Raw genomic sequence first — 26918 nt, 5'->3', positions numbered from 1 at the left:
TATCGTACAGCCGACAGTCTCAGAAGTGATCGGTAAACAGCGCGTCGAACAGACGGCGCTGTGCCTCCCGGAGGTGGTAGGTCAAGGTCGGTTGCGAGATGTCAAAGAGGGCGGCCAGTTCGGCCCCAGTTGTCTCGCGCGGGGACTGGAAGTATCCGCTCTCGTAGGCGGTCAACAGTACCTCCCGCTGGCGCTCGGTGAGTCCCTCTTCGAGTACCGTCCAGGCCTGCTCGTGGCCGTTCGGTTCTGATTCCACGTCAGTCCGGGTGAGCAGTTCCACCGCAGGGTAGTGTGTTTCGAGTCGCCCGAGAAAGACGCGCACGTCGAGTTCCTGCGGGAGTTGCACGACTGCAGTTGTCTCCTCCGCTGTCGCGACGACTTCACGCGGAACTGCCCCACAGTCAAACAGTGTCGTCGCGACAGTATCGCCCGACAGCGTCGCACGGAACAGCTGTGTCTCGCCACGCGAGAGATGCGAGAGCGACTCCACCGAGACGAAGGCAGATTCGAGTGCGAGTATCTCCTCGACTGGCGGGTCCGCGAGCTCAAACAGGAGCTGTGTCCCCCCGTCGGCCGTGGGCTGGATCTCTCTGAACGTGACGGTGTCGTCGGCGATATCTGCGACGGCATTCGGAAAGCCGCCCGTCCCGTCGATGTCGACTTCGAGTTCGGTCACGCAGTCGGCAAGGATTGCCTGCCTCGTCTCGACGGTGTTGATGCCGAAGGCGATAGTCTCACCGAGGTCAGCGAGCATCGTCTCGAACCCGTCCCCGAACGCGTTTGGTTCGCCGCTGTACACAGCAAGGACGCCGTAGGTCGTCTGCCCGTAGACGAGCGGCACGGAGAGCACAGACTGGAAATCGCGGTCGGCCGCGAGGTGTGCCCACTCCGTGTCGTGGAGCTTGTCGGTTACGTCCTGGATAGTCACGATCTGACCGGTTCGAGCGGCCAGCGCTGCGGGTTCCTCACCGTCGACTGCGAGCGAGACGTCGTCGAGGTAGCTGTTTCCGACACCGGCGTACGCCTGCGGGACAAGTTCGGTCTCATCGGGTGGTGTCGTTCCGATCCAGGCGAAACTGTGTTCGTCGATGTCGACGACCCGCTCGCAGACGCCGCGTTCGATCTCCGCACGCGTGTTTGCCCGTCGGAGCAACTGGTTCGTCGCGCGAACGAACTGGAGCGTCTGTTCGAGCCGGATCAGCCGGTTCGTGCGCTCGGCGAGTTGCTGGTCGCGTTCCCGGATGTCCGCCTGTCCGGTGACACGGTCGAGCGCCGCCTCGGTCGTCGCTGCGAGCAGGCCGACCAGCTGACGTTTCCGGTCGTCGAACACGTCGACCACCTCGGATGCGACGACGAAGACTCCGTGCTCGCCAAGCGGCACGATGAGGGCACTTCGCGCGTCGGTATCGGGGGCAGTGACGTGCTCCGCGGTCCGGATGTCGGCGAAGTATCGGGATTCGCCGGTCGCGTAGACCTGCCACGCCTCCGAGTCCGCATGTCCCGGGCCGAAGGTCGTCGCCCTGTCGTAAAACGACCGGAGCTGGTCGGTCGCCGAGACCAACTGGAGCACGTTCTCCTGGTCGTCGAAGATGAACAGGCCGACGCCGGAGGGTTCGAGTACGTTTGCGGCCGTTTTCACGACCACGTCACAGACGGACTGCGCGGTGTCGGCGGCGAGCAGTTCCTGTGTCGCCTCGTACAGTGCCGTGAGCGTCTGCTCGCGTTCGCGACTCTGGACTGCTGCAATCGCGTACCCGACCGTCTCACCGAGTTCGTCGAGTACTTCGATCTCCCGCTCACCGAAGGCATCGGCCTGTGTCGTGTACACGCCGATGACGCCGTACTCGCGCCCCTCGTAGCTGATGGGAATGGCAGCCAGTCCCTCGATTCCGACCGCCTCCGCGATGTCCTTCCAGGGCTGTCGCCCGTCCTCGACTGACGGAACGACGTGTGTCTCTTTGGTTTCTATCGCACGCTGTCCTGGTCCCGGCTGTTCGGTCTCGACTGAAAACGCCCGCTGTACGTACTCCTCGCCTTCAGGGGTCCACGCGTCTGGCTCTAGCTTCCCATCGCTGGTGAGGCGTAGCGCCACTGCGAAGTGGTACTTCTCGGATGCAGCGAGCCGGTCACAGACAGCCTGTTCGATCTCAGGGCGACTCTGTGCGCCGACAAGTGCCGATTCGACGTCGCGGATGATCCGGTTGATGCGGTCGAGTTCGGCCAGTTCGTCACGCTGACTCTCGATTTGCTCCTCGCGTCGTTTGTGTTCGGTGATGTCCTGTGCAAGCCCGACGACACGCCGCAGTGACCCGTCTTCGTAGACACCGAACGCACGGTCGTGCACCCATCGAATCTCACCGTCCGGCTGGACGACCCGATAGGTGATATCGTAGCTGTCCGGCGTCGCAAACAGGGAGTCGAGTGCGTCTCGAACCCGGTCGCTGTCGTCCAGGTGGACGCCCTTCAGAACAGTGCTTGGCTGTTCGTACAGTGCTTCACGCGGTCGTCCCCAGACTCGCTCGAATGCCTCGTTGACGAACGTGAGCCGCTTCTCGTCTGCATCGAGCATCCAGACGACGTCACCGACGTTTTCCATTATCGTCGCCAGCAACTGGTCGCGTTCGCGGTCTGTGGCGACGCCCCCTGTCAGCGGCGCGTCGGGAAGCACTGACTCGATTCGCTCTCTGATCACTGCGGCCGGTGTCTCCGCCACCGTCGAGGGGACGACGTCGACCCCGTCGAGACCGAGCAGGGCTTCGAGGTCGTCGTCTGAACTGGCATCGACAAAGACGATGACTGGCGTGAGCGGAGCGGTTTCGAGCAGTTCCATCACTGCCTCGAACTGGCCCGCGCCAGCACCGAGATCAAGCAGGATACAGTCGAATACCTCGGCCGAGAGTTCCGCCTGTCCTTCCGTTCTCGTCGCCGTCGTGACCGACACGGCAGGCTCGTCGAACCCGAACTGGCTGGCTGACGTATCCACAGCATCGTCCCTGTCGGTGACGTACAGAAGCGATGTCGCTTCGGAGCTTGCTTGCATTACCGGTGACACCCATCGTTCCGGAGGGCTCGCATGCCCCCACAGACACGTTTGTATACCATCACTTTGCGGCCCAGCTACATAACTCCGGTGTATTTCTGGGCGTCTTGGCTGGGCACTGCCGATGCCCGTTTCGGGACGTTCAAGTCCGGTCGGACCGGCGATCCAGTATGGCCGACAGGATCGACGGCAACGAGGTTGCAAGCGAGATCAGGTCTGCGCTTGCGGATTCAGTCGAGCGACTCGCAGACGCCGACGAGCGACCGACGCTCGCGACGGTGCTGATGAGCCCCGACCCGGCGAGTGAGACCTACGTCTCGATGAAACAGCGCGACTGTGAGGAACTCGGAATCCAGACCCGAGATATCGAACTCGAACTCGACGCGCCCGCGTCGGATCTCTTCGACGTCATCGCGGAGTTGAACGGCGACCCCGACGTGAACGCCATTCTCGTCCAGTCGCCGGTGCCCGACCACGTCGACTACCGCGAGGTGATAGAGCGCATCGACCCCGAGAAAGATGTCGATGGCTTCCACCCCGAGAACATTGGGCGACTGGTCGCGGGCTATCCGCGATACAAGCCCTGCACCCCACACGGCATCCAGAAACTGCTCGAAGCCGAGGGCGTCGACACCGAGGGGAAAGACGCCGTCGTCGTTGGCCGGTCCCGAATCGTCGGCAAGCCAATGGCGAACCTCTTCATCCAGAAAGCGCCGGGCGGCAACGCAACGACGACGGTCTGTCACTCCCGGACGGACAATCTCGCTGAGAAGACTCGTCAGGCAGATATCCTCGTCGCCGCCGCTGGCGTCCCCGAGTTCATCGACGGCTCGATGGTTTCCGAGGGAACGGTCGTCATCGACGTCGGGATCAACCGGGTGGACGCAGACACCGAGAAGGGCTACGAACTCGTCGGCGACGTGGACTTCGAGAGCGTCGAGCCACAGGTCGACGCCATCACGCCCGTCCCCGGTGGCGTCGGCCCGATGACTCGCGCGATGCTCCTGTACAACACGGTCAAGGCGACCAGCCGACAGTCCGGTATCGACGTGGAACTGCCCTGAACCGATTCGACGCACTGGACTCCGAGCCTCTGTGCGACAGAGGCGGCTCGATTCTCGAACGGAATGGACTCATCACGGTTTCTTCCACACGTGTACTGACAATCTTGAACTCATGTGTGCTGTGCTGAACAACACTTAACAGTAAACACTCCTGAGGGCACCATAGCCATGGTAGAATTTGGTGTAAACATCAACAACCGTGAACCATTATTGGTCGAGAGTTATACCGTCGAGAAGATGATGGATCTGGGCGCGATGGCAGAGGAATATGGGTTCGACTCGGTCTGGGTCGGGGATAGTCTCCTCGACCGTCCGCGACTCGAACCGATCAGCTTGCTCGGCCACCTCGCGGCTCAGACGGAGGACGTCAAATTAGGCACTGGCTGTATGATCACACCGTTGCGGAACCCGCTGCAGTTTCTCCAGGCGTGGAACAGTCTCGATATGCTGTCCGATGGCCGCATGGTACTCGGTGCGTGCATGGGGCCACCGACGCCAGGCTGTAAGGAACAGTACGAAGCACTCGGGCTGGAGTACCGCAAGCGTGCGAAGATGCTCGAAGAGCAACTGGAGATTTTCAAGCAGTTCTGGCGCGAGGGTGAACTCACCTACGACGGGGAGTTCTACCAGTACGACGACGTCGACTTCCGTCGAGGCCCGGAGGTTCGTGATCTGGCACCAGTGCAGGACGACCCGACGATCCACGTCATCAGCAACCCCGCCCATCACAACAACGGAACTGACGAGGTTATCAACAGGGCGGCGAAACGAATCGTCGAACTCGGTGACGGCTGGATGGCCTCTGGACTCGGAGACGCACCACACGAGTACAGTCGTCAGTACAACTCCATCGTCGACTACGCGACCGAACACGGTCACGACCCCGCGGAGATAGAGACGAGTTTCCAGGTCACGATGACCATCGACGACGATACAGCCAGCGCCGACGAGAAGATGCGTAAATACATCAAGACGTACTATCCGCACCTCTACAAGGAAGCAGATCAGCTCGCATGGGGACCAAGCGGCGACGCCGACGACCTCATCGCGTGGATCGAAGAGTTCCAGGAGCGGGGCTGTGAGCAGTTTATCATCCGATTTGGCGGCGAAGACCAGACCGGTCAGCTCAAACAGTTCACCGAGGAAGTGTTGCCGTCCTTCTAACCCCGGAACGCGGTGTGACTAACTCAGGTCGAACTTCTCCGCGGCGGTCTGCATGTCCTTGTCACCGCGCCCACAGAGGTTGATGAGGATGGTGTCGTGTCGGTCTTCCTCGGCGAGTTTCAGCCCCAGCGCGATGGCGTGGCTCGGTTCGAGTGCGGGAATGATCCCTTCTGTCTCGCTGAGTTCGCGGAAGGCCGCGAGCGCCTCGTCGTCGGTGACGCCGTGGTACTCGGCGCGGCCGAGTTCCTGCAGGGCGGCGTGTTCCGGGCCGACTGCCGGGTAGTCGAGTCCCGCACTGACGGAGTGGTTGGTCGTCTCGTCGTCGATCATCTTCGTCTTCATGCCCTGGAAGATCTGCGGATCCTCGACTCTCGTGTCTGCGAGTGGCGCGGAGTGGTGCCCCGAATCGAGGCCCTTTCCGGCCGGTTCGGCGCCGTACAGGTCGACGTCCTCGTCCTCCTTGAACGCGTGAAAGAGCCCGATTGCGTTCGAGCCACCGCCGACGCAGGCGACACACGCGTCCGGCAAGTCGCCGTGCAGGTCCTGTATCTGCTCGCGCGCCTCGTGGCCGATGACCGACTGGAACTCCCGGACCATCCGCGGGAACGGGTCCGGACCGACGGCGCTGCCGACGAGGTAGTGTGTCTCCTCGGTATTCTCGATGAGGTCCTCCATCGCGGCGTCGACTGCCTCGGCAAGCCCCTCGTTTCCGCGGGTCACCTCCTCGACCTCCGCGCCGAGCAGTCGCATCCGGAAGACGTTCATCTCCTGGCGGTTCACGTCTCGGCGACCCATGTAGACAGTCGTGTCCAGATCCAGCAGAGCACCGACCATCGCCGTCGCGGTGCCGTGCTGTCCTGCGCCGGTTTCAGCGATGAGTCGCTCCTTTCCGGCCTGCTTTGCGAGCAGGCCCTGTCCGAGCGTGTTGTTGAGCTTGTGTGCGCCGCCGTGGAGCAGGTCCTCGTGTTTGAAGTAGATGTTCGCGTCGTAGCGCTCGCTGAGCGTCTCCGCGTGAAAGACTGGCGTCGGTCGACCGCCGTAGTGTTCCAGCAGATACTCGAAGCGCTCGTGGAACTCGTCGGACTCCATCGCCGCCTCGAAGCCAGCGGCGAGCTGTGCGAGCGGTTCTTCGAGCGGTTCTGGGACGTGTCGGCCGCCGTAGCCCTCGAACGTGCCTTCGTGTGCCATACCTGCCGTTGACGAGACGCTGGCAGGTAAGTGTCCCGGAAAGCGACGTCCTCTCGCTCTCGTCGTCGACCGCTGTTCGGTCGAATAGACGACTGCACAGCGGTCGAATGCGCCCGAGTTAAATACTCCGGGCGACGAGGTATCTGATATCATGGTCGACCCGACATCGGATCTCAACGAAGATATCACGGCGGAGGAGGCCCCGACCTGCGGGACCTGCGGTTCAGCGATCACGAACAGCGCAAACCACAGAGTCCTGACGTGGATCGACGACGGCGAGGTACAGGCTGTTCACTTCTGTGACGACGCGTGCAAAGCCGACTGGGACGAGAACTGATACTGCTCTTTCGCTTCTGTTTTGCGAACTCGATCACACGTCTGCTCCACCGACGAGTCGGTCTGTCGATCCCCTAATCGACAGATAGAACGCAGCGACAGCGATGTTGACCGCAGGAATCGCAGCAAGTCCTCCCCAGATCAGCGGCGTTCCCGTCCAGTCGCTCGTCCGCTTCAGTTGCCGGGCGTCGATATACAGTCCGACCGGAAGGATGAGGAAGTTCCCGGCCGCCCAGAGCGCGAAAAACTCGGGTGTAGCGGCCAGTTCCTCGAACCCGAACATCGTGGCTATCGCGAGCGAGACGTTGATCGCGAGACCGACGATGATCCCGTACAGCCCGCGGCTGTCACCCCGCGGCGCAGTCGATTCGGCCACCGCTGTCGACTCGTCACCACCCGAACTGTCCGTCTCTGTTGCGCTCTCGTCGGCGGAGCCGTCGGTCTCTGACACGTATCCCCCATTCGATACCGCCCCCACTAAACGTATCGTTCCGCGGCCGTCGACGCACTTCGGCACAGTCAATCTTCACTGCTCGTCTGTGTCGTTCTCGCCGCCTGTCTCCACTGACTGGGCGTCGGCAGCCGAACTGCTGCTGGAGGCATCCGTGTCGCTCTCACCGTCGTCCCCAGCGGCGGCTGTGTCGGTTTCCCCGCGCTGCTCGACGTAGGAACGCAGACCGAGTGCGTCGCGGACTCCGTCGAGCTTTCGGCGGCGGTCGGCAGCGACGAGTCCGAACAGTCCCAGACCGATAACCAGCACGAGTGCGGCGATCAGGCCGATCTGACTGAGCGTACCGTCGACCACCGCCAATCCACCCTGCGCGAGACCGGATGGCTCTGCTTCTCCCTTCGGCGTTGCCTGTCCTTCGAGGAATCTCCGAAGCAAGGGGTTGACCACGTATCCGACGAGAACGCCGAACGCGCCGACCGTCGCGAACGTCTTCCCGGTTGTCGCCGCGGTCCGGTGTGGGCCCCGAGTCAGCCAGTACACCACGCCGACGAGTACAATCGTCGCCAGCGGAAGCACCCAGACTGCGAGGCCACCGAGACTGAACACCAGCACGACCGCGTCCAGATTGTCGCCGTCTTCACCACCCAGTCCCTCTGCCAGATCGAGATTCTCGGGAACGCTCGATTCGATCTCTGCGTCGATAGCGGCCGCGATTTCTGTCTGGAGTGTTTCCTCGCTGTTCTCTAGCTGTGTGGTGTACTCGGTGTGGGTCATATCGCCGACGAGACCGTCGACCACTGTCGTCCCGAGATTTGCGCCAGCATTCGTGACTGAACTGGGTTGGTCTATCGACCGCGCCTCTCGTTCGATGTCGGCGCGGGTCTGTTCCCCAATCTCCTCAAGCCGCTGTCCGACTCTGGCCGCGAGTTGCTCGTCGGTCTGCAGTTCGGATTCGAGATACGACCGGATCGCGTCCTCGCGTGCGTCGATCTCTTGCTGTTTCTCCTCTGCGGTGTACTCCTCGGGGTCGTAGTTGTCGATGACCGCATCGAGCAATCGGTCCGGGTCCTCTCTGCGCAGCCCCCGGAAGGCAACGTCGACTCGGAGCTGCTGACGGACTGCTTCGTAGCTCTCCTGACTCTCGGAAAGTGCTGCGACCGTCTCGCTGTCGGTCGGCAACGGGGTATCCGCGGGCGACAGTTCCGCGACGAACACCGGCGTGTCGACCGCGACCTGCTCGGTCTCGAACGCCCCCTGCAAGCGCTCACGGACCTGCGCGAGGTCGATTTCCATCATCAGCGTCTCGGTCTCGCCGTGTACAAACGCGTACAGCCCGGTGATCGCGTCGCGAAACTCCGCTTCGATGTACGACTCCGAGATACTCTCCGCTGCGGTTCGGTTCGCGTCGAAATTTGTGATCGTGATCCCCGGGGGCAGACCCTCGCCCACTGCCTGCGAGAGGTTCTCTGAGACTTCGGACTGGAACTCTTCGGTGAGACCGGCGTAGGAATCCTCGTCTTCGAGCGTCTTGACGACGTACTCGTCGTCGAACGCAGTCCGGTCGAGACCGATGGCGGTCACTGTCCCGAGTACGGACACGAACAGCAAGAGGACAACGAACCCGAAGACCACTCGTTTCCCGAGACTCGTCTGCTCCTGTTTCTCCGATTCGCTCATACTTTTATTTGCTCGCTCGGGGTCATCTATCCCCGAAATAGCACGTTTCACCCAATCACATGAGCTGGGAATAAATATTGTGGCCGACAGGGCAGCGATTTCCACAGCCGATAGAATGAAACGGGCGAGCGAAGTAGTGACAGTATGGCCGCGTTCGACGGCGACCCCGGGTCGGAGACCATCGAGTACGAACCCGTCGGCGTCAAGGACCTGCTGGTCGCGATGAAAAACAGCTCCGAGCTTATCGTCGACCTGGCGTACTCTGCGCTGTTGAACAACAGCGAGCAACTCGCGACGGAAGTGCTCGAACTGGAGTCACAGATGGATCGGCTTCAGATGCAGGCCCGTATGAACCTACTGATGGCTGCCCGGAACCCACAGGACTCGAAACAGCTTGCCCCGGTCCTCGGCGTCGTCGGGGCGACCGAAAAGATCAGCAACGCGGCGGGCGATATCGCAGCGATCGTACTCGAAGAGACGGAACTTCCCGGGGCGATCCGTGCGGCACTCCCGGAGGCGATGGAAGTGCTCACGCGTGCGACCGTCGATCCGGGCTCGGCGTATGCGGACCGCTCGCTCGGCGATATCGACCTGGAGACAGAAACTGGCGTCCGCGTCATCGCCCTTCGCTCTGACGACGAGTGGGAACTCGACCCCGACAACGAAACGACCCTCGAATCCGGCGACGTGTTGCTCTTGCGTGGCGCAGCGTCGAATCTGGTCGATGTCTACGAGACGGTGACCGGTGAGCCATACGAACAGACTGAGCCGGTCGAATCTGAGATTACCGACCTCGACCGGGCCGTCGATACCATCGTGTTGATGAAAAACGTCAGCGAACTCTCCGTCGACCTGGCGTATGGCAGCGTTCTCGCTGACGACGAACCGCTCGCACGCGAGGTTCATTCGCTCGAAATCGAGGTCGACGCGCTACAGGCGCGTCTGGAAGCCTGGACACTCCAGGCGGCTGGTGAGATCGACGATCCGATCACGCTTCGGGGCCTGCTCAGACTTGCAAACAGTGCCGAAGTCATCAGCGATGCCGCACTGGAGATCACTGAGGGGATTCTCCGCGATATCGACACTCATCCCGTCATCACCGAGTCCGTCAAGGAGAGTGACGTCGCCGTCCGGCCCGTTCGTATCGGTGCGGAAAGCCCGTTCGTCGGCGCGGATCTCGGGTCGATTCTGGACACACACGCCGGCGTGTCGGTCATCGCCATTCACGACGCAGCCGACGAATGGACGTTCTACCCCGAGCGGGCTTCCCAACTCGCAACGGGCGACGTCGTAATCGCACGGGGGACGTGGAACGCCATCGACGACCTGCTCTCGGCGGCTGAAGCGTAGCTGTTTTTCAGTGTGTCCTCAGAGGAAACTGGACACGTAGACTGTAAACAGTCCGAGCGACGTGACCAACCCCGCGAGCGCGGTGACAGACAGCCGTCCCACGGTCAGCGGGGCGGTGAACCCGCCGCGTTCGTCGGGCTTCTCGTATCGCAGTTTCAGGAGTGCAGCGTTCACGACGACGAACACGACGAGCAGCCCCCCGTTGGCGAGACTCGCCACCTGTCCCAGATCATCGAGCAGCGTCACCGGTATCGTGACGCCGCCGACGAGCGCGACTGCGAGGTACGGGGTCTGCCGGGCGGCGTGGACACGTGAGAACACAGTCGGGAACGACCGATACTCGGACTTCGAGACACCGTACACCAGCCGCGAAGTGGAGACGAGCAGAATGAGTACCGTGTTCGCAGTCGAGGTGAGCGCGATGGCAGTGATGACCGACGCGGCCACGTCGCCGCCCCCGGCCCGTGCGACCAGTGTCAGCGGTGAACTGGAGGCACCGAGCGCTTCCCAGTTCACCACCCCGATCGCCGACACGGCGACGAAGACGTACAGGACGGTCGTGACTCCGATCGCGAGAACGATCGCTTTCGGAATCGTCTCGGTCGCGTTCTCGGTCTCTTCGGCGATATTGACGATAGAGCCGAACCCGAGATACGCGAAAAAGACCAGAAACGCGGCTTCGACTACCCCGGGCGCTCCAAAGGGCGAGTGAAGGACGTTCACATTACCCCACGTCGTGCGGCCGAACCAGATCACGATGGCGAGACCGGCGACCTCGGCGGCCGTGAAGGCAAGATTCAGCTTCACTGAGGTATCAATTCCCCAGAAATTGACTGCGGACGCGAGCACGATCAGCCCGATTGCGACCGGTACGGCCGGGACGGACACGAACCCGTCGAGGTAGCCCGCGAAGGCGAGCGCGACCGCCGCGGCCGACACAGCGCCGACGAACACGCGCAAAAACGCCACGGCTTCCGCGAGGCGCTTGCTCCCGAAGGCGTTCCGGACGTAGACGTAGTCGCCCTCTCCGCGGGGAAAGCGCGAGGCAAGTTCTGCGTAGCTCAGGCCGGTAAACGACGCGACCACCGCCGCGACGACAAACGAGATGGGGAGCGCTTCGCCAGCCACACCGGCCGCCTCACCGAGTATTGCGTAGATTCCGGCCCCGAGGATGAGGCCGACTCCGTAGACGACGACCTCGAACAACCCGAGATCCCTGCTGAGCGTCGGCGCGGCCGATTCTGTGAGTCCGGACCCCTGCGATGACGTCATCCAGTCACACTGATCGAGAACCGTCTCGTACAAAGATCTTCGTGTCGTCACCATCCGAGCTACGGGGCGAGGTTCACGACGAACGCGGCATACAGCAACACGAGTGCGAGCCCTTCCCACCGCGTTATCTCGCGGTCCTGCGTGATGAAGTAGTACAGTAGGGTGGCGAGAATCATCACCGGCAGAGCGAACGTCCGGACGCTCGGTGCGGCCGGAACGGGCACGAGGAGAGCCGGGACGCCGACGACAGCGAACGTATTGAACACGTTCGAACCGAGGACGTTCCCGACGGTCAGTTCCGACGACCCGCGCCGAATCGCGCTCAGGCTAACCGAGATTTCGGGCAGGGACGTCCCCACTGCGACGGCGGTCATCGCAACGAGTTCTGTACCCACGTCGAGCGCCGCGGCGATAGCGAGCAGTGACCCGACGAGCTGGCTGGCGGCAACGAACACCACTCCGAGACTTCCCACGAGCACCGCATACGTCCGTACGGTCACGTCGGGTTCGACGCCGTCGGCGACGACAGCCTCGTCGCCGGCTCGTTCCGTGTGTTCCTCGACCAGTTCGTCGACCACCTCGTCGAGACGCGTTCGCGTCGAGAGCGTGAAATGGACGTAGACTGCAAGCCCCAACAGTCCGATGAGACCTTCGTACCATCGAACCGAGCCGTTCCACGCGACGATGAGCAGGAACACCGCCGAGGCCATCAGGAGCGGCAGATCCACGCGGACGAGTTCGCGGTCGATCTGGAGATGGCGGGCCGCCACCGCGGCGATGCCCAGCACGAGGAAGATGTTCGCGATGTTCGAACCGACGGCGGTGCCGAGTGCGATGCCGGGTTCGCCCTCGACGGCGGCAAGCACCGACGACACGAGTTCCGGCAGCGACGTACCGCCAGCGACGATCGTCGCACCGATCAGAAACGGCGACACTCCAGCAGCGAGTGCGAGACGCTCCGCGGCCGAGGTGAACCACTCCGAAGCCACTAGCAAGAAGGCGAGCGCGACGACAAACACGGCCACCGAACTGAGGAGTGACACACTACTGATCGGTACGGAGCGATTGAATATGTACTCTTGGCCGAATGTCCCTCCCATTACGAGAAAGATGGCCTACATATATGTTCGCGCCGGACGAGGATCTACCAACTCCGTCGCGTGTAACGCTCTCCACCCATGAAATCACTCCTCTGGCGGACGAACGAAGTGACACGTGGCGTCTTCACCTCGAAGGCGGCCAGACGTCGCGCGATTCTGTGGCTGTTTGTCATCGGTATTGCTCTGTTCGGCAGTGCCATCGTCCTGCGTCGGTACGTCCCCTGGCTGACCGATCCCGAAGGGCTTCGACTCGGTATCGAGGCGTACGGCCCGCTCGCTCCGGTCGTGTTCATCCTCGTTCAGGCGACGCAGGTGATCGTTGCGCCAATCCCGGGACAGGTGCTTGGCTTCGTCAGCGGCTATCTCTTCGGGATGGCTCTCGGGACGCTGTACAGTCTCATCGGTGCGGCTATCGGGAGTTACGTCGTCTTTCGACTGTCGCGACGGTACGGCCGGTCGTACGTCGAGCGCTCTATCGACCCGTCGCTTATCGACCGATTCGATACGATGACACAACGACGAGGCCTCACTGCACTTTTTCTCATCTTTCTCATCCCTGGGATCCCCGACGATGCTATCTGCTTTGTCGCTGGCCTGACCGACATCCGGATCCGGGATATGGTGATCGTTTCGGTTATCGGTCGGCTCCCGGGATACGCCGTCGCGAACGCCGCGGGCGCGCAATTCGCCGCACACAGACTTACAGAGATGGCACTTCTTCTAGGTGTCCTCGTGGTTCTGACGGGCGTCGGGTATCTCAAGCGCGACGACCTGTTCAGACGACTCGGCGGACCAGCAGCGTGACCGCTCGGTGTTGGCACACCGCCGACAGTCTCAGTCGAGTACGGCAAGCGACACGCTGAGAAAGATGATCATACCGAACACGTCGACGAGGTTTGTCACGATTGGGATGGTCGTATCGTCGGGGTCGATCCCCGCACGGTAGGAGAGATACGTCGTGAGAAAGCTGAAGACGATTGCGATGACGGCTACCGACATCCCGCTGACGAGCGAGATGAAAAGCAAGGTTCCGAGTCCAAGCTTCGAACCGATGACGAACCCGAGCGCGTACGTGCTGACAGCGAGTACAGTAAAGAGCGTCAGCGCGAGCGCGAGAATGGCGAGGACGTTCGCCCACAGGACACGGTCACGGGGGTCGAGTTCGGTCGTTCCGAGGTGAAACCGGGTCGACAGCCGCGAACTCAGGATTGCACCGAGATTCCCGCCCAGGCCGACCATCGTCGGCACCATCACGGCCAGCAGCGCAAACTCCGCTAAGAACTCGTCTGCGCTCTCGAGTCGCAACCCCGCGACGAGGACGATAAGCGACAGCGCGACGAGTAACGGGAACATGTGTCCCACGATGGTCCTGACCTTCCACGTGCCGAGTGAACTCCGTGTCATGCGGATATCTCGCTCCCGAGTGTCGTCGTGTGCACGCTGTCTCTCCGCCCGTTCATGTGACGAGTGCCTCCATGAGTACGACCGAGAGCAGCAAAAAGAGCATCCCGAAGACGTCACCGAGCGTCGTCACGATCGGTCCGACGAGATTGTCCGGGTCGTAGCCCGCTCTGAACCCATAGAAGATCAGCCCAAGGAGCCCGATGATCATCACCCCAGAGGTGAGTGCGCCCGCGACGAACATGATGCCGACGAGATGGAGCAGGTCGGCGCGGGGCCAGCCTAGCGCGACGAGCGCGAGCCACGAGATGACGCCGATGACGATGGAGATGCCGATTCCGTTGACGACTGACGCAACGACGGCGTTGAGAAGCCGGTCGTCGCGCTGGAACTGCGGTTCGATAAGCCCCTGATGGAGTCCGCTCGCGATGCGACCACCGAGCGCCCCGTAGACGTTTCCGCGGGTCGCGAGAAAGACGGGGACCATGATGAGCAGTCCCGGAAAGTCGGCGGCGCGTGCGATCACGAGCTCCAGCACGAGTCCGGCAAACAGGCCGCCACCCAGCGCGACGAGCAACACGGGAAGCGCCTGGCGATAGATGTCCCAGACGTCGTGCCGGACGCTCATAATCGAGAGTCGGTGAGTGTTCTGTTAAAGCTACCGAGAGCGGCCGGATCAAAGAATGCGCTCGTACGTTCCTCCTCGAACGCCAACCTATACGTTTGCGACGGCGGCTTCGAGTTCGTCGTAGGACGGTTCGACGCCGGGGTCGTCGGAGACCCAGGCGTAGGAGACTGTCCCGTCTTCGTCGATGACGAGCACCGAGCGCTTGGCGACGTTGTGGACGCCCAGTTCCGTGAAGTCCATCGCCAGGTCGTACTCGTGGACGATGTTGCGGTTCGTGTCGCTGATGAGAGCGAATTCGAGGCCGAGTTTGTCGCGGAACTCATCGAGCGAGAACGGCGAGTCGACGCTGACGCCGTACACCTGCGCGGAGTCTGTCAGCGAGTCGAGTCGGTCCTGCAGGGCGTTCATTTCGTGACTGCAGACACTCGTGAACGCGCCGGGGAAAAACGCCAGCACGACCGGCCCGTCGTCGAGCGCATCTGACAGCGTGAACGAGTCGACGTCGCCGTTTGCGAGCGGTGCAGTGAAATCGGGCGCAGTGTCGCCTTCTCGTACCATATCGGGCAGGTTGGACGCGCGTCTGAAGTCGATTGTGATCCGCGGTCAGTCGTAGTAGGGTGGTTCTCGCAATTCGCGGTCAGTTGTGGAAGATGGGTCGTCGACCGTCGGCGAACGAAATACGTGGAAGACACAGCAGCGAACCCCCGGCCGTGGAGTGCGTTTGGAGCAAAAAGCCTATAATACGGAGTTTGCAACGTAAGGGTAGAGATGGCAAGCACACTCGTACCCCTGTTCGGTCCAGTGCCGGGGGGGATGGAAATGGTCGTAATCCTGCTGATCGCCGTGTTGCTGTTCGGCGCGAACAAGATTCCCAAACTCGCTCGGTCGACCGGGCAGGCGATGGGCGAGTTCCAGAAGGGACGCCAGCAAGTCGAAGAGGAACTCGAACAGATGGAGGAGGCAACCTCACTTGACTCCGAACCGGACCTCGGTCTCGACGACGAGGAAAGCGAGGGACTCGACACGCAGACGGCCGAAAGCGAGACGACTGACACCGAGACGACTAGCACCGAGAAAGAAGAGACGTCGAGCTAATCCGCTGACGTCGTGGTGGGGCCACGTACTGCGGCAGTGTCCGACGAGCGTTGACTGTGTGGAAACGGCGTAGTGAGTGGCCCACTTCGTCACGTTCTGCCGCAGTGTCAGTTCCGGACCCGGATCACGCCTGACTGGAAGATCCGCTGGTTCGGGATGATGTACTCCTCCTCGTCATTTTCGATCTTCGTGACGAAGACGCCGACTTCCTGGACGATTCCCTGTTTTCCGTCGACGTGGATCTCGTCGCCGATCGCGTATGGTTCGGTCAGGAGCAGGTAGATCCCCGCCGCACTCGCAGCGAGCAGGTCCTTGAACGCGATGCCGCCGAGAAAGACGACGCCGAACACGTAAGCTGCGAGCAACACGAGCAACGCCTCCGTGACGACGCCGAGCTGTCCGAGTGCGATGAGTCCCGCGATGAAGAAGATGCTGTACTTGACGATTTCCGGGATAATCGTCGCTTCCGGTAGCTTGACTGACTGGAGGCGGTCGATGATCGCGAGTTTCGCTCGTTCGCCGACTACCAACCCGATGATGATCGCGAGCACGGCGATCACAGCGTTGGGGAAGAAGGCGCTCAGCCGCAGCCAGAACGCCTCGACGGCGATGAGTTGGCTGATCTGAAACGCGAAGACGACGAACCCGAGATATGTGAGCGTCGCTGCAAGCACTGCGATGACCCCGCCAGTCGAGGTTCCGTATCGCTGGAGCGAGCGATCGAAGGGGGTCGCTTCGACCATGTCTGTGATCCCGGACCGACGAAAGACGGAGTGAACCCACCGCCACACGAAATACGCGATGAACGCGCCGACGACGAGTAATCCGATAGCGATTCCCAGTGCCACCTCCTCCGAGAAGACTCTGCGGACGAGTGCTGACCACTCCACCTCCATCTCAGTACTCCTCCGGGTCGAGTTCGAGTATCAGTTCACCGCCCTTGAACGCGCGGACCATTCCATCGCTCTCGGAGAGGACGATTGCAATCGCGTTGGTCTCTCTGGTGATCGCACCGCCAGCCATGTGGCGCGTGCCGAGTCCTTTCGGAATATCGACCCCCTCGGCGGCCGGTTCGAGGTAGCGATAGGCAGAAACGATCTTGCCGCTGTCGGAGATGACGAATGCGCCATCGAGTCGCGAGAACTCCTTCAGCATCACGTTCACGATCGGATCGCCGACCTGCACGTGGGACTTCTCGAAGGGGTTGTACGAGAGCGGCCGGGACTTGTTCATCACCTTCCCGGCGTCCCCGACGACAAAGAGCGCGCCGACGGGACTTCCTTTCTGGCCTTTCTTCCCGAGTTCGATCACCACCTCGAAGACGTCACGAACCACGTCGGCGTCGGCCCGCGAGTTGACAAACAGGTCGTAGATCCCGGTTCTGGTGAACTCGTCGGCGCGGATACGGATCGCGGTGTCGACATCGTTCTCGTTGAACGCCTTCGTCAGGCAGACGACGTCGTCGTCCTCTTCGACCAGTCCGGTGTCGAGCGCCCCCTCGAGACCGAACCGAACCCGGTCTTCGATGTCGGTAAACGAAAGCGGCAGTGAGACAAACGACTCCGCATCGACCGCGTTCTCCGTCGCCACGACGATCACTTCGACGTCGTCGTCTTCGAGGCGGTCGTACGTCGACTTATCTTCGGTGAAAACCAGTACGGCATCGATGTCCGCTACAATATCGGCGAGCAAGTCCTCGACTCCGGTCATTACATACACTATCGATCTGCCCTGAGAAAAGGTTGTGGGCCGTGTCTGGCACACAGCAGACTTCTCTCTGACCCGCTTCACGTCACTTGTCAGGCCGAGCGGACGAGATGCACGTCGTAGCCTGCTTTCGTCGCGATATCGCCAAACGGCGTCGACAGGTCGTCGCTCTCAGCGGCCGGGTCAGCCCCGACAAACAGCACCGATGCGTCGATGTCCTGAGCGACCCGACGGACGTGTTTGCTGACGCCGTTTCCGAGTGTACTCGCATCGGGGCCGGAGAAGGACCGCTCCGCGTCGTCGGTCGCCTCAGCTATCTTGCGTTTGAGTTCGTTTCGGGCGTTGTCGGCGGCGAAGTCCTCGCTCGGTTCGATCCACTTGCGCCGCTCTGCATATTCCGCGCCAGTTGGGACAAAACTGACCGCCACGACTTTCGTGTTCATCGCTTTTCCGTGCTCGATTGCGCAGTCGAGTGCGCGCTCGGAGACCGGCGAACCGTCGTACGGGACGAGAAAGACCATGTGAGACGGTAACAGTTCCAGGGTTATGAACCTAACCGACAGTGACCTTCTTCTGACATTTCTTCGAGACCGGTTCGATGATTTGGGTAGCCCGCACAACCACCGGTAGCAAAAGGCATATCTCCGGGGACACCTGACTGTACTAGCATCACAGGCTACTATGAATGAAGTCCAACTGGAGGTTGCAAAGGCGTACCCGAACGACTCCGGGCGGGGCATCGCGCGTCTCGACCCAGATACGCTGTTGCACCTCAAACTCTCGCCGGGCGACATCATCGAGATAGAGGGCGCAGAGACGACGGCCGCGAAGGTCTGGCGCGCGGACCGACAGGACTGGAACACGGACACCGTTCGCATCGACGGGTTCACCCGTCAGAACGCCGACGTGGGGATCGGTGAACGCGTCGAAATCCGCAAGGCAGAGGCCGAGAAGGCCGAGACACTCGTGCTCGCGCCGCCGGAGGAAGCGAGCGTCCAGTTCGGCAGCGACGCCGCGGGGATGGTGAAACGACAGATCCTCAAGCGACCGGTCGTCGAGCGTGACATCGTGCCGGTGATGTCCTCGACGAACCACCCCTTCATGCGCTCGCCGGGGCAGGCAATCCCGCTCATCGCCGTCGAGACCGAACCCGAGGGGGTCGTGTTGATCACCGAGGACACCGACGTCGAACTCCGCGAGGAGCCGATCAGCGGCTTCGAGAAAACTGGTGGGGGGATCACCTACGAGGACATCGGTGGACTGCAGTCCGAGATCCAGCGCGTCCGCGAGATGGTCGAGTTGCCGATGAAACACCCCCAGATCTTCAAGAAACTCGGCATCGAACCGCCACAGGGGGTGCTGTTGCACGGGCCGCCCGGCACTGGCAAGACCTTACTTGCGAAGGCGGTCGCAAACGAGACGTCGGCGAGTTTCTTCTCCATCGCCGGACCAGAGATAATCTCCAAGTACTACGGCGAATCCGAACAGCAGTTACGCGAAATCTTCGAGGACGCCAGCGAGGAGTCGCCGTCGATCATCTTCATCGACGAACTCGACTCGATTGCGCCCAAACGGGAGGACGTCACCGGCGAAGTCGAGCGCCGCGTCGTCGCGCAGTTGCTGACGATGATGGACGGACTGGAATCCCGCGGGCAGGTCATCGTCATCGCCGCAACCAACCGCGTGGATTCGGTCGATCCGGCCCTTCGCCGCCCCGGCCGGTTCGACCGCGAGATCGAGATCGGTGTCCCGGACGAGAGTGGGCGTCAGGAGATTCTCCAGATCCACACCCGCGGGATGCCCCTCTCTGACGACGTGAACCTGAACAAACTCGCCGAGGAGACACACGGCTTCGTCGGGGCAGACATCGAGAGCCTGACCAAGGAGGCTGCGATGAAGGCACTCCGTCGCTACCTTCCGGAGATCGATCTGGACGAGGAGGACATCCCACCGAGTCTGATCGACCGGATGATCATCAAACGCGACGACTTCCGCGGCGCGCTCAACGAGGTGTCCCCGAGCGCGATGCGGGAAGTGCTCGTCGAACTCCCGAAGATAAACTGGGACCACGTCGGCGGCCTCCAGGGGGCAAAGAAGGAGGTCCGCGAGTCCGTCGAGTGGCCGATGAACTCGCCGGAGAAGTTCACGCGGATGGGGATCAGTCCCCCGTCTGGCGTTCTCCTCTACGGGCCGCCGGGCACCGGCAAGACGCTGATGGCCAAAGCCGTCGCAAACGAGACCGACGCGAACTTCATCAGCGTCCGTGGGCCGCAACTGCTCTCGAAGTGGGTCGGCGAAAGCGAGAAGGCGATCCGCGAGACGTTCCGGAAGGCACGTCAGGTCGCGCCGACGGTCATCTTCTTCGACGAACTCGACTCGCTCGCGCCCGGTCGCGGTGGCAGTGAAGCGGGCTCGAACGTCTCCGAGCGGGTCGTCAATCAGCTACTGACGGAACTCGACGGGCTCGAAGAGATGGAGGAAGTGATGGTGATCGGCGCGACCAACCGGCCGGATATGATCGACCCGGCGCTGATCCGTTCGGGTCGGTTCGACCGACTCGTGATGATCGGCGAACCCGATATCGAGGGTCGCGAACAGATCCTCAAGATCCACACCGAGGACATGCCCCTCTCCCCGGACGTGAGTCTGCGAGAACTCGCTGAAGTGTCGGAGGGGTACGTCGGTTCGGATCTGGAATCGATCGCTCGCGAGGGTGCCATCGAAGCGCTTCGACAGGACGAGGACGCCGAAGTCGTTGAGATGCGCCACTTCCGGCAGGCGATGGAGAACGTCCGCGCGACCATCACTGACGACATCCGCGACTACTACGAGCGCATGGAAGAGGAGTTCCGTGGCAGCGGCCCCGAACCCCAGCAGCAGGGCCGCGGCGGCCGGATCGGCTTCCAGTAACGCCGCGCTCAGCTGTTGTATCTCACCGAGACCGACGGGTCTGAGACCATCAAACATATGACGGTCTCGGTCGTGGCACCCGGTGATGTCGCTGTCGAGGCAACTGTGGAACCGCCGCCACGACCGCCCTGGATTCGTCGCCCTCTCGATTGTGACCGTGCTGACGATGGTCTGCTGGCCGGTGGTCGACGCGTGGCTTCAGACCGTCGAAGCGATTCACGTCTCGGATTACGGCTTCAACGACTTCAGCGCGTATTCGAGCGCGGTCGAAGGCTGGCTTCAGGATGAGGAGATATACGTTCAGAACGAGAGCGGGGGCTACCACGGCAGTTACCTGTATCCTCCGTTCGTCATTCCGCTGTTTTACCCCTTTGCGAAACTCGGTTTCGAGGCTGGTCCCGTCCTCTTCGGAGTGCTGTCGCTCGTGTTGCTGTGGGTCGGGGTCGAGGCCGTCGTCGAGGAACTCGGATACGGGCTGACGGTGCCCGAGCGGATCCTCACCCTCTTTGCGCTGTTTGGCTTTCACCCACAGCTCTGGGACTTCAAGTGGAGTCAGATATCGACGCTCCTTGCCGCGCTGCTGTGCTTTGGGTTTTACACGCACGAGCGCGGCGACCGTGGCCTGTGGGGGCGACAGTGGCTCAGCGGCCTTCTAACGACGTTCGGCAGTTCTGTCAAGATTTTCTATGCGACTGCCGGGGCACATCTGCTGCGTGACCGAAACCGACTTGTCTCGGCGCTCGTGACTGCCGGAGGGCTTCTCGCGGTGTCACTGCTCGTGTTCGGAATCGACACGAATCTGGCGTATCTCGACGTGCTCCGGTGGGGCAAAGGCTGGGGCACTGAGCAGTTTGCTCCCTACATGAACCTGACAGCTTACTACCGGCCGTTCTACCTCGTCGATCAGTTCGTCGCGTCGTTCGGGCTGTCGCTTCCGAACGTCTGGGTGATCCCCGTGACTGTGCTTGGGGTTGTCGGCGTCGTCTGGCTCGCTGTGACGCGTCGCCACCATCCGAAAGCGGCGTGGCCGACCTTCGCGCTCGGCGTCGCCGTGATCCCGCTGTTCGCGCCGCGTGCGTACACCCACGACCTGGTGGTCCTGATCGTGCCTGCGATCATCTTGCTCGCCGCCGAGTTCGACCGCGAAGACGGGCTTCCGTGGATCCCGGTCCTCGCCGTCTTGCTCGTTCACTTCCACTCGATTGGGACCAAGACCGCAATCTATCTCTTCGGTCGCTCGGAGGCAGTGCTGCTCCAGCCAGGCGTGTACGGGACGGCGTTGCTGGTCGGTCTCGCTGCAGTTCGGCTGGCACAGCATCCCGGTTCGCTCCCGGGCGAGGATCTGCTCGAATCTGACGACCAGTCATCATAGCAGAGCCAGCCCGGCGTGACGAGACGAATTACTTAAATGGAGCCGACGGCTGTTTTCAATCAGTTTTCGGTGAGACGGGATGTCTGAAGATACACCCTCGGGACAGTCGGAGTCGGGCGCGCTTCGAACCCCCATCGTCGCGGTGCTGGGACACGTCGACCACGGCAAGACGAGCCTGCTCGACAAGATTCGCGGCTCCGCGGTCAGCGAGGGGGAGGCTGGCGCGATCACACAGCATATCGGCTCGACCGCGGTGCCGCTGTCGGTCATCTCTGATATCGCTGGTGACCTGGTCGACCCCGACGACTTCGACCTGCCGGGACTGCTCTTTATCGACACGCCGGGCCATCACTCGTTTTCGACGCTGCGCTCGCGCGGCGGCGCGCTCGCAGACATCGCCATTCTCGTCGTCGACGTCAACGACGGCTTCCAGCCACAGACACACGAGGCAGTCGACATTCTCAGGCGCACCGCGACGCCCTTCGTCGTCGCTGCCAACAAAATCGATACCGTTCCCGGTTGGAACCCGACGCCGGACCGGCCCGCACGAGTCGCTATCGAGGCCCAGAGCGACCGCGTCGAGTCGGACCTCAACGAGAATCTCTACGAGATCATCGGCGAACTCTCCGACGGTGGCTTCTCGGCCGATATGTACTGGCGCGTCCAGGACTTCCAGAAGAACGTTGGTGTCGTTCCAGTATCTGCCGAGACCGGCGAGGGGATCCCAGACCTGCTGACCGTCCTCATGGGGCTGTCACAGCGCTACATGAAAGAGGAGATGCAGATCGACGTGGCCGGTCCGGGGGCTGGGACCGTCCTCGAAGTCACGGACACGCAGGGTTTCGGAACCACTATCGACACCGTCGTCTACGACGGGACGATCCGCGAAAGCGATCAGATCGTCGTCGGCGGACAGACTGAACCGATCGTCACGGACGTGCGCGCGCTCCTCCAACCGAAACCGCTCGCGGAGATTCGCTCCGACGAAGCATTCGAGAGCGTCGATTCGGTCGTCGCCGCGCAGGGTGTCAAGATCGCCGCGCCTGACCTCGACGGTGCGATGGCTGGCGCGCCAGTCCGGGTCGTCCGCGACAGGGACGTCGAGAGCGTCATCACCGAAGTCGAGGCGGAACTCGCAGACATCGAGGTGTCGACCGAGGAGGAGGGCCTGACGGTCAAGGCAGACACGCTCGGAAGCCTCGAAGCGCTCGCGAGCACGCTCGAAGAAGCCGAGATACCGGTCATGCACGCCGAGGTGGGCGACGTCGCGCCGCGGGACGTTCGGATGGCAGAGACGGCGGACAAGCCTCACCACCGGTCGATCCTCGCCTTCAACGTCGACGTGCTCGACGACGCCCGAGATCTGGCCGAGGAGACTGACGTTCGCCTCTTCGAGCACGACGTCATCTACCGACTCGTCGAGTCCTACGAGGAGTACGTCGAGGAGATCGAATCCGAACAGCAAGAGCAGATCCTCGAAAACATCACGCGCCCGGCGCGGTTTACGATCCTCGACGACCACACCTTCCGGCAGTCTGACCCCGCTGTTGTCGGCGTCGAAATCGGCGGCGGATTGCTCCGGCGGAACTCCCGCATCGTTCGCTTCGATGGCTCCGAACCCGAACGCGTCGGCATGCTGAAATCCATCCAGGACGAGGGCGAAGACGTCGACGAATCGCGCACGGGCGAGCGCGTCGCCGTCTCCATCGACGGCCCGACCGTCGGCCGTCAGATCGAGGAAGGCGACGAACTCTGGGTCGAGATCCCAGAGAAACACGCCAAGATCTTGGAACAGGAACTCGGTGACGAAATCTCGATGGACGAACGCGAAGTCCTCAGCATGTACCTCGAAAAGCACCGCAATCGGGATCCCTTCTGGGGGAAGTGACACCGCCGTCTACAGCGCTGTTGTGGCGTGCTCGGACTCAGTCCGGGATGACACAGAGCAGTTCTGCGGGGAGGTACTGACCGATGCTGGCGAGTAGGCCCGGCGGGTCGGTTCCCTCCTTGCAGATGATACTCTGTTCGAGCAGGCCGAGACGTTCGACAGTGACGATGTCGTTTGCGTGTCCGGCGCGGTTGACAGTCGCGCGCACCTCCGCGCGCGTCGCGCTGTTGACGTTGACGCGGCCGCTTCCACGCGTCCACTCGTAGAGTCGGTCGCGCTCGCTGTCTGCGAGTCGGGACGACTCCCCGTAGACGAACTGGAGTGGGACGTGCTGGACGAGTCCGTAGCGGGTTCGGATCTGCTCCGGACTGCCCGGTCCGAGACCGAGGTTGTCCTGTGGGATCCAGACCTCGCGCCCGGCGTCGAGAACGAACCCGTCATCGTCCCACGATTTGAGCGTTCCCGTGTACACCTCACCGTCGTCCATGTGCGGTGTAATTGCGCCCCACTCTTCGCGGAGCACGTTGCGCGCGGCGGTTGCGTCCGGCCCATCCACCGTCACCGAGGGGAATCCGTCGTCGCGGAGGCCGACGTCGACGGTGACTTCGAGTCCCTCGACGCTGTTGTTGACGAGCGAGCGAAGCGAATCGAGCGCGCGCTCGCGGGCGCTGCCCTCGACGTAGCATTTGGTCGCGAGAACGACCATCAGGCCTCTATCTCCGTGTTCTCCACGTTGAGTTCGTCACTAAGCTCCTCGATTCGCTCGTCCATCGCGTCGACTAGTCTGGTGTTTTCCATCGCGTCGACCGAGGAGCCACACTCGGGGCACTCGAAGCCAAACTCCATTGCTTCGTCGAACTCGAAGCGGATCCCGCACTGCTCACAGAGGTAGAATTCGTTTTCGAGTTCGTACTCGCGGCGCCGTTCGAGCGCAGCGAGTAGCCGCTCCATCTCCGATTCGAGCTGTTCTGGTATCTTGTCGTACTCGAAGGTCCAGAGGTAGGTGAGCCACCCCGAATCCTCGTCGCGCAGCCGACGATAGCTCGCCAGGTCGTTCTCGTAGAGGATGAAAAGCGCCCGGCGAACGTCGTTCAGTTCCAGGCCGAGTTCCTCGGCCAGTTCCTCGTCTGTCACTTCGCCATCGGGCGGCGCGGCCGCGACGGGCATCCCCTTTGGTCCGACGAGTTCGTGGAGGTACTTCTGTATCACCGGGTCCTCCAGTAAGTCCTCAAAAGCCATTATGAGAACAACGGAGAGTCAGGTGGTTAAAACCATCGAAGGGGTCGTTCCGTCGGTTTCGACGCTCGGTGCACCCGACAGTCGAGTGTGATGCCTCGCGGCTACTCCGTCTCGTCTGCGTCTTCGACCAGCTTTCCTTCGGCTTTCGGCACGACGGTCTGCGCTGCGTCGGCCCACTCCCGGTCGAGTTCTTTCCCCTCGAACAGGCGGTCGAGAAAGACCGCGAGCGACGCAACCTCGGAGTGTGGCTGGTTGGTCACCGCGACGTTGTCCGTCGCCTGGTCGTAGATGTCCCACGGCACCTTTCCCGCACCGACGACGACCAACAGCGGATCCCCGCGCTCGAACTCCTCGCGAACCTCCCCAATAACGTCCTGTACCGGCAGGCCGTACATCGTCAGGTGAACGATCGTTCCCCCCCATTCCTCCAGCAGGTCGACGGGGCTGTCGGTCGTCTCGACGGCGAAGGGGCCGCCGAACCGCTCCGTGATGTCCTCGATGGTGTCGCCCTGAGATTTCCCCTCGCCGGACAGAATGACGCGGTCAGCACCGAGCGCGCGAGCGGTCAGGCCGACGTGCGTCGTCATGCGCTCGTCACGGCCCGGCCGGTGGCCGAGTCTGAGCACCGCGAGGTCGGGTTGTCCCTTCATCTGGTCTGGAGTCGCAGTACGTTCATTCGCCGAGGGCGCTCTCGATGGCGCTCATCACGTCGGATATCCCACCGGAAACCACCTCGCCGTTGAGGGCAAAGCCCGGTGTTCCGCCAATTCGAAGTTGCTGTGCGCGGTTTCGGTCCGCGGTGACGGTATCGCTGTACGTCTGGTTCGCGCCAGCGGACTGGATCGTGTCTCCGTCGAGGCCGAGTTCTGTCGCCAGTTCTCCGTAGATGTCGGGCGCATCCTCTGTCAGTCGGTCCTGCTCCTCGAAGAGTCGATGCGAGTACGCCCAGAAGTGGCTGTTGCCACCCTCCTCAAAGGCGGCCCGGGCGGCGTTTGCAGCCTCGAACGATTCTGGGTCTGCGACCGGCAACGGTAGACTTCGAGCCTCGTATCGGATCTGATCGGACGTGACGAATTCGCTGGTGATCCGTTCTGCATCCTCCATCACGTACGTCCGACAGTGGGGGCAGGCGAAGTCCTTGTAGACCTCGAGGGTGACCTCGGCCTCTGGATCGCCTCTGACTGGACGGGCGAAATCCCCCTCCGGCACGTCAGAGAACTGGTCTAGCAGATCGCTGCCGTCTGCTGAACCGTCCTCATCTCCATTTGCTGAGTCGTCTCCGTTCCCGTCTCCATCGGAATCGTCGCCACCGAGACAGCCAGCCAGTGCCGTTACCCCCGCCGCCGCAGTTCCCACCAGAACCCGTCGGCGCGTCCATCGCGTCGTTCGCTGTGTCATCACCCACTGTTAGTCGAGGACGCGTATAAATCTGGAGTTATAGAACTCTCGGCCCCTGAACGCAGTTACGACGAATCCTCGCGCTGTTGTTCTCTCGGGCCGGTGACGAACTTCCGGCCGTTGAGTCGCTTTCGCCCCTCGTTTGCCGTCTCGATGAGTAACTCCGGTCCCTTGTGACGCATCATTCGGATATCGTATATCGTCTCGAACTTCCACCCCTTCACGCGTGCGAGTCCCTTCTCGTCTATCTCGATGAAGGTTCGGGGAACCGTCTGGTCACCGAAGTCCCAGGACTCGCCATCGACTTCGATCGTCTCGTCGCTCAGCTTCCCCCAACTGAACACGCACCGACACTGTGCGCGTGGCTCGCCTCCTCTGTCGTGGTCGACGTGTTTCGTTCGCTCGAAGTCGAAGCCACAGTGTGTGGCCCACTTCTCGAAGTGCTCGTCGTCGAAGCGCTTTCTGGTCGCGCCGCTCCGTGTGCTCCGAGTCCAGATGATGTGTGACTTCGAGGGCTTGCCCCGGAACTGCCGGTCGCTCACAGATGAGACTTTCGCAGATGCGGTAATAAGCCTGATTGCCACATGATCGACAGTCGTCACGAACCCGGACGGCAGACGCTTTTAGTGCTCGGGTGT

The 26918-nt window shown here is 62.0% G+C and carries 26 protein-coding genes; 9 read left to right on the top strand and 17 right to left on the bottom strand.

The genetic code is table 11. The features are described from left to right. Positions 1-19: 19 nt before the first annotated feature. Positions 20-3040: a GAF domain-containing protein gene (locus tag ACMGFL_RS10090; RefSeq protein ID WP_436935415.1), complete on the bottom strand. Its 3021-nt coding sequence runs from the start codon at positions 3038-3040 to the stop codon at positions 20-22. Positions 3041-3210: 170 nt separating this feature from the next. On the opposite strand from ACMGFL_RS10090, the gene ACMGFL_RS10085 reads away from it, so the two are divergent. Continuing rightward, positions 3211-4104, top strand: coding sequence for a bifunctional methylenetetrahydrofolate dehydrogenase/methenyltetrahydrofolate cyclohydrolase (locus ACMGFL_RS10085; RefSeq protein WP_436935414.1), 894 nt, complete (start codon positions 3211-3213; stop codon positions 4102-4104). A gap of 168 nt (positions 4105-4272) precedes the next feature. Beyond that, positions 4273-5268, top strand: coding sequence for an LLM class flavin-dependent oxidoreductase (locus tag ACMGFL_RS10080; RefSeq protein WP_436935413.1), 996 nt, complete (start codon positions 4273-4275; stop codon positions 5266-5268). An 18-nt stretch (positions 5269-5286) separates the two neighbouring features. Here the strand turns inward: ACMGFL_RS10080 and trpB are convergent, their stop codons facing one another. After that, entirely contained in the window at positions 5287-6456 is a 1170-nt protein-coding gene (gene trpB / locus ACMGFL_RS10075; RefSeq protein WP_436935412.1) for a tryptophan synthase subunit beta, read from the bottom strand. Positions 6457-6607: 151 nt separating this feature from the next. Here trpB and ACMGFL_RS10070 point away from each other — a divergent pair, with 151 nt between their 5' ends. After that, complete coding sequence (locus ACMGFL_RS10070; RefSeq protein WP_436935411.1) at positions 6608-6793, top strand: DUF7576 family protein; 186 nt, start codon at positions 6608-6610, stop codon at positions 6791-6793. A 33-nt stretch (positions 6794-6826) separates the two neighbouring features. On the opposite strand, the gene ACMGFL_RS10065 is transcribed toward ACMGFL_RS10070, so the two are convergent. Together ACMGFL_RS10065 and ACMGFL_RS10060 are read right to left on the bottom strand one after the other, a co-directional pair. Next, a complete protein-coding gene (locus tag ACMGFL_RS10065; protein ID WP_436935410.1) occupies positions 6827-7243 on the bottom strand; it encodes a hypothetical protein in 417 nt (138 codons plus the stop codon). Between the two features lie 75 nt (positions 7244-7318). Continuing rightward, complete coding sequence (locus ACMGFL_RS10060) at positions 7319-8920, bottom strand: hypothetical protein (RefSeq protein ID WP_436935409.1); 1602 nt, start codon at positions 8918-8920, stop codon at positions 7319-7321. Positions 8921-9064: 144 nt separating this feature from the next. Here ACMGFL_RS10060 and ACMGFL_RS10055 point away from each other — a divergent pair, with 144 nt between their 5' ends. Further along, positions 9065-10270 carry a potassium channel family protein gene (locus ACMGFL_RS10055; protein ID WP_436935408.1) on the top strand — a complete coding sequence of 402 codons (1206 nt, stop codon included), beginning with the start codon at positions 9065-9067 and terminating at the stop codon, positions 10268-10270. Between the two features lie 18 nt (positions 10271-10288). Here the strand turns inward: ACMGFL_RS10055 and ACMGFL_RS10050 are convergent, their stop codons facing one another. Next, positions 10289-11542, bottom strand: a complete 1254-nt coding sequence (locus ACMGFL_RS10050; protein ID WP_436935407.1) for an APC family permease — start codon at positions 11540-11542, stop codon at positions 10289-10291. 59 nt (positions 11543-11601) lie between these two features. Further along, complete coding sequence (locus ACMGFL_RS10045) at positions 11602-12585, bottom strand: calcium/sodium antiporter (RefSeq protein ID WP_436935406.1); 984 nt, start codon at positions 12583-12585, stop codon at positions 11602-11604. Between the two features lie 135 nt (positions 12586-12720). Between ACMGFL_RS10045 and ACMGFL_RS10040 the strand changes: the two genes are divergently transcribed. Beyond that, the gene (locus ACMGFL_RS10040) at positions 12721-13446 is read left to right on the top strand and encodes a TVP38/TMEM64 family protein (protein ID WP_436935405.1); all 726 of its coding nucleotides are present in this window, start codon (positions 12721-12723) and stop codon (positions 13444-13446) included. A gap of 30 nt (positions 13447-13476) precedes the next feature. On the opposite strand, the gene ACMGFL_RS10035 is transcribed toward ACMGFL_RS10040, so the two are convergent. The 3 genes from ACMGFL_RS10035 to ACMGFL_RS10025 form a co-directional block, all read right to left on the bottom strand. Further along, complete coding sequence (locus ACMGFL_RS10035) at positions 13477-14046, bottom strand: magnesium transporter (RefSeq protein ID WP_436935404.1); 570 nt, start codon at positions 14044-14046, stop codon at positions 13477-13479. Between the two features lie 52 nt (positions 14047-14098). Further along, positions 14099-14671, bottom strand: coding sequence for a magnesium transporter (locus ACMGFL_RS10030; RefSeq protein WP_436935403.1), 573 nt, complete (start codon positions 14669-14671; stop codon positions 14099-14101). Positions 14672-14758: 87 nt separating this feature from the next. Then, positions 14759-15229, bottom strand: coding sequence for a redoxin domain-containing protein (locus tag ACMGFL_RS10025; RefSeq protein ID WP_436935402.1), 471 nt, complete (start codon positions 15227-15229; stop codon positions 14759-14761). A 210-nt stretch (positions 15230-15439) separates the two neighbouring features. Between ACMGFL_RS10025 and ACMGFL_RS10020 the strand changes: the two genes are divergently transcribed. Continuing rightward, a complete protein-coding gene (locus tag ACMGFL_RS10020; protein ID WP_436935401.1) occupies positions 15440-15766 on the top strand; it encodes a Sec-independent protein translocase subunit TatA/TatB in 327 nt (108 codons plus the stop codon). Between the two features lie 107 nt (positions 15767-15873). On the opposite strand, the gene ACMGFL_RS10015 is transcribed toward ACMGFL_RS10020, so the two are convergent. The 3 genes from ACMGFL_RS10015 to ACMGFL_RS10005 all read right to left on the bottom strand — a co-directional run bounded on the left by ACMGFL_RS10015 (position 15874) and on the right by ACMGFL_RS10005 (position 17994). Further along, positions 15874-16662: a mechanosensitive ion channel domain-containing protein gene (locus ACMGFL_RS10015; RefSeq protein ID WP_436935400.1), complete on the bottom strand. Its 789-nt coding sequence runs from the start codon at positions 16660-16662 to the stop codon at positions 15874-15876. A 1-nt stretch (position 16663) separates the two neighbouring features. Beyond that, positions 16664-17476, bottom strand: coding sequence for a diadenylate cyclase DacZ (dacZ, locus tag ACMGFL_RS10010; RefSeq protein ID WP_436935399.1), 813 nt, complete (start codon positions 17474-17476; stop codon positions 16664-16666). A gap of 89 nt (positions 17477-17565) precedes the next feature. Then, positions 17566-17994 (bottom strand): universal stress protein, encoded by a 429-nt coding sequence (locus ACMGFL_RS10005; RefSeq protein ID WP_436935398.1) that lies wholly within the window; start codon positions 17992-17994, stop codon positions 17566-17568. Between the two features lie 160 nt (positions 17995-18154). Here ACMGFL_RS10005 and ACMGFL_RS10000 point away from each other — a divergent pair, with 160 nt between their 5' ends. The 3 genes from ACMGFL_RS10000 to infB all read left to right on the top strand — a co-directional run bounded on the left by ACMGFL_RS10000 (position 18155) and on the right by infB (position 23643). Next, positions 18155-20383 (top strand): CDC48 family AAA ATPase, encoded by a 2229-nt coding sequence (locus ACMGFL_RS10000; protein WP_436935397.1) that lies wholly within the window; start codon positions 18155-18157, stop codon positions 20381-20383. Between the two features lie 85 nt (positions 20384-20468). Further along, on the top strand, positions 20469-21755 hold the full coding sequence (locus tag ACMGFL_RS09995) for a glycosyltransferase family 87 protein (protein ID WP_436935396.1): 1287 nt from the start codon (positions 20469-20471) through the stop codon (positions 21753-21755). Between the two features lie 79 nt (positions 21756-21834). Further along, a complete protein-coding gene (infB, locus tag ACMGFL_RS09990) occupies positions 21835-23643 on the top strand; it encodes a translation initiation factor IF-2 (protein WP_436935395.1) in 1809 nt (602 codons plus the stop codon). A 37-nt stretch (positions 23644-23680) separates the two neighbouring features. Here infB and ACMGFL_RS09985 read toward each other — a convergent pair whose 3' ends face one another. The 5 genes from ACMGFL_RS09985 to ACMGFL_RS09965 form a co-directional block, all read right to left on the bottom strand. Continuing rightward, the gene (locus ACMGFL_RS09985) at positions 23681-24349 is read right to left on the bottom strand and encodes a DUF2110 family protein (protein WP_436935394.1); all 669 of its coding nucleotides are present in this window, start codon (positions 24347-24349) and stop codon (positions 23681-23683) included. Then, positions 24349-24882: a transcription factor E gene (gene tfe / locus ACMGFL_RS09980; protein WP_436935393.1), complete on the bottom strand. Its 534-nt coding sequence runs from the start codon at positions 24880-24882 to the stop codon at positions 24349-24351. The genes ACMGFL_RS09985 and tfe overlap by 1 nt, the downstream gene beginning before the upstream one ends. Positions 24883-24983: 101 nt before the next feature. Continuing rightward, positions 24984-25532, bottom strand: a complete 549-nt coding sequence (locus ACMGFL_RS09975; protein WP_436935392.1) for a tRNA (cytidine(56)-2'-O)-methyltransferase — start codon at positions 25530-25532, stop codon at positions 24984-24986. A 22-nt stretch (positions 25533-25554) separates the two neighbouring features. Next, a complete protein-coding gene (locus ACMGFL_RS09970; protein ID WP_436935391.1) occupies positions 25555-26280 on the bottom strand; it encodes a DsbA family protein in 726 nt (241 codons plus the stop codon). Between the two features lie 65 nt (positions 26281-26345). Next, positions 26346-26822: a hypothetical protein gene (locus tag ACMGFL_RS09965; protein ID WP_436935390.1), complete on the bottom strand. Its 477-nt coding sequence runs from the start codon at positions 26820-26822 to the stop codon at positions 26346-26348. Positions 26823-26918: the final 96 nt, after the last annotated feature.

Origin of the sequence: Halovenus marina, from assembly GCF_051414115.1 — an archaeon.
Classification (GTDB): domain Archaea; phylum Halobacteriota; class Halobacteria; order Halobacteriales; family Haloarculaceae; genus Halovenus; species Halovenus marina.
The sequence above is the reverse complement of the archived record's forward strand: the minus strand, read 5'-3'. Positions and strand labels throughout refer to the sequence as shown.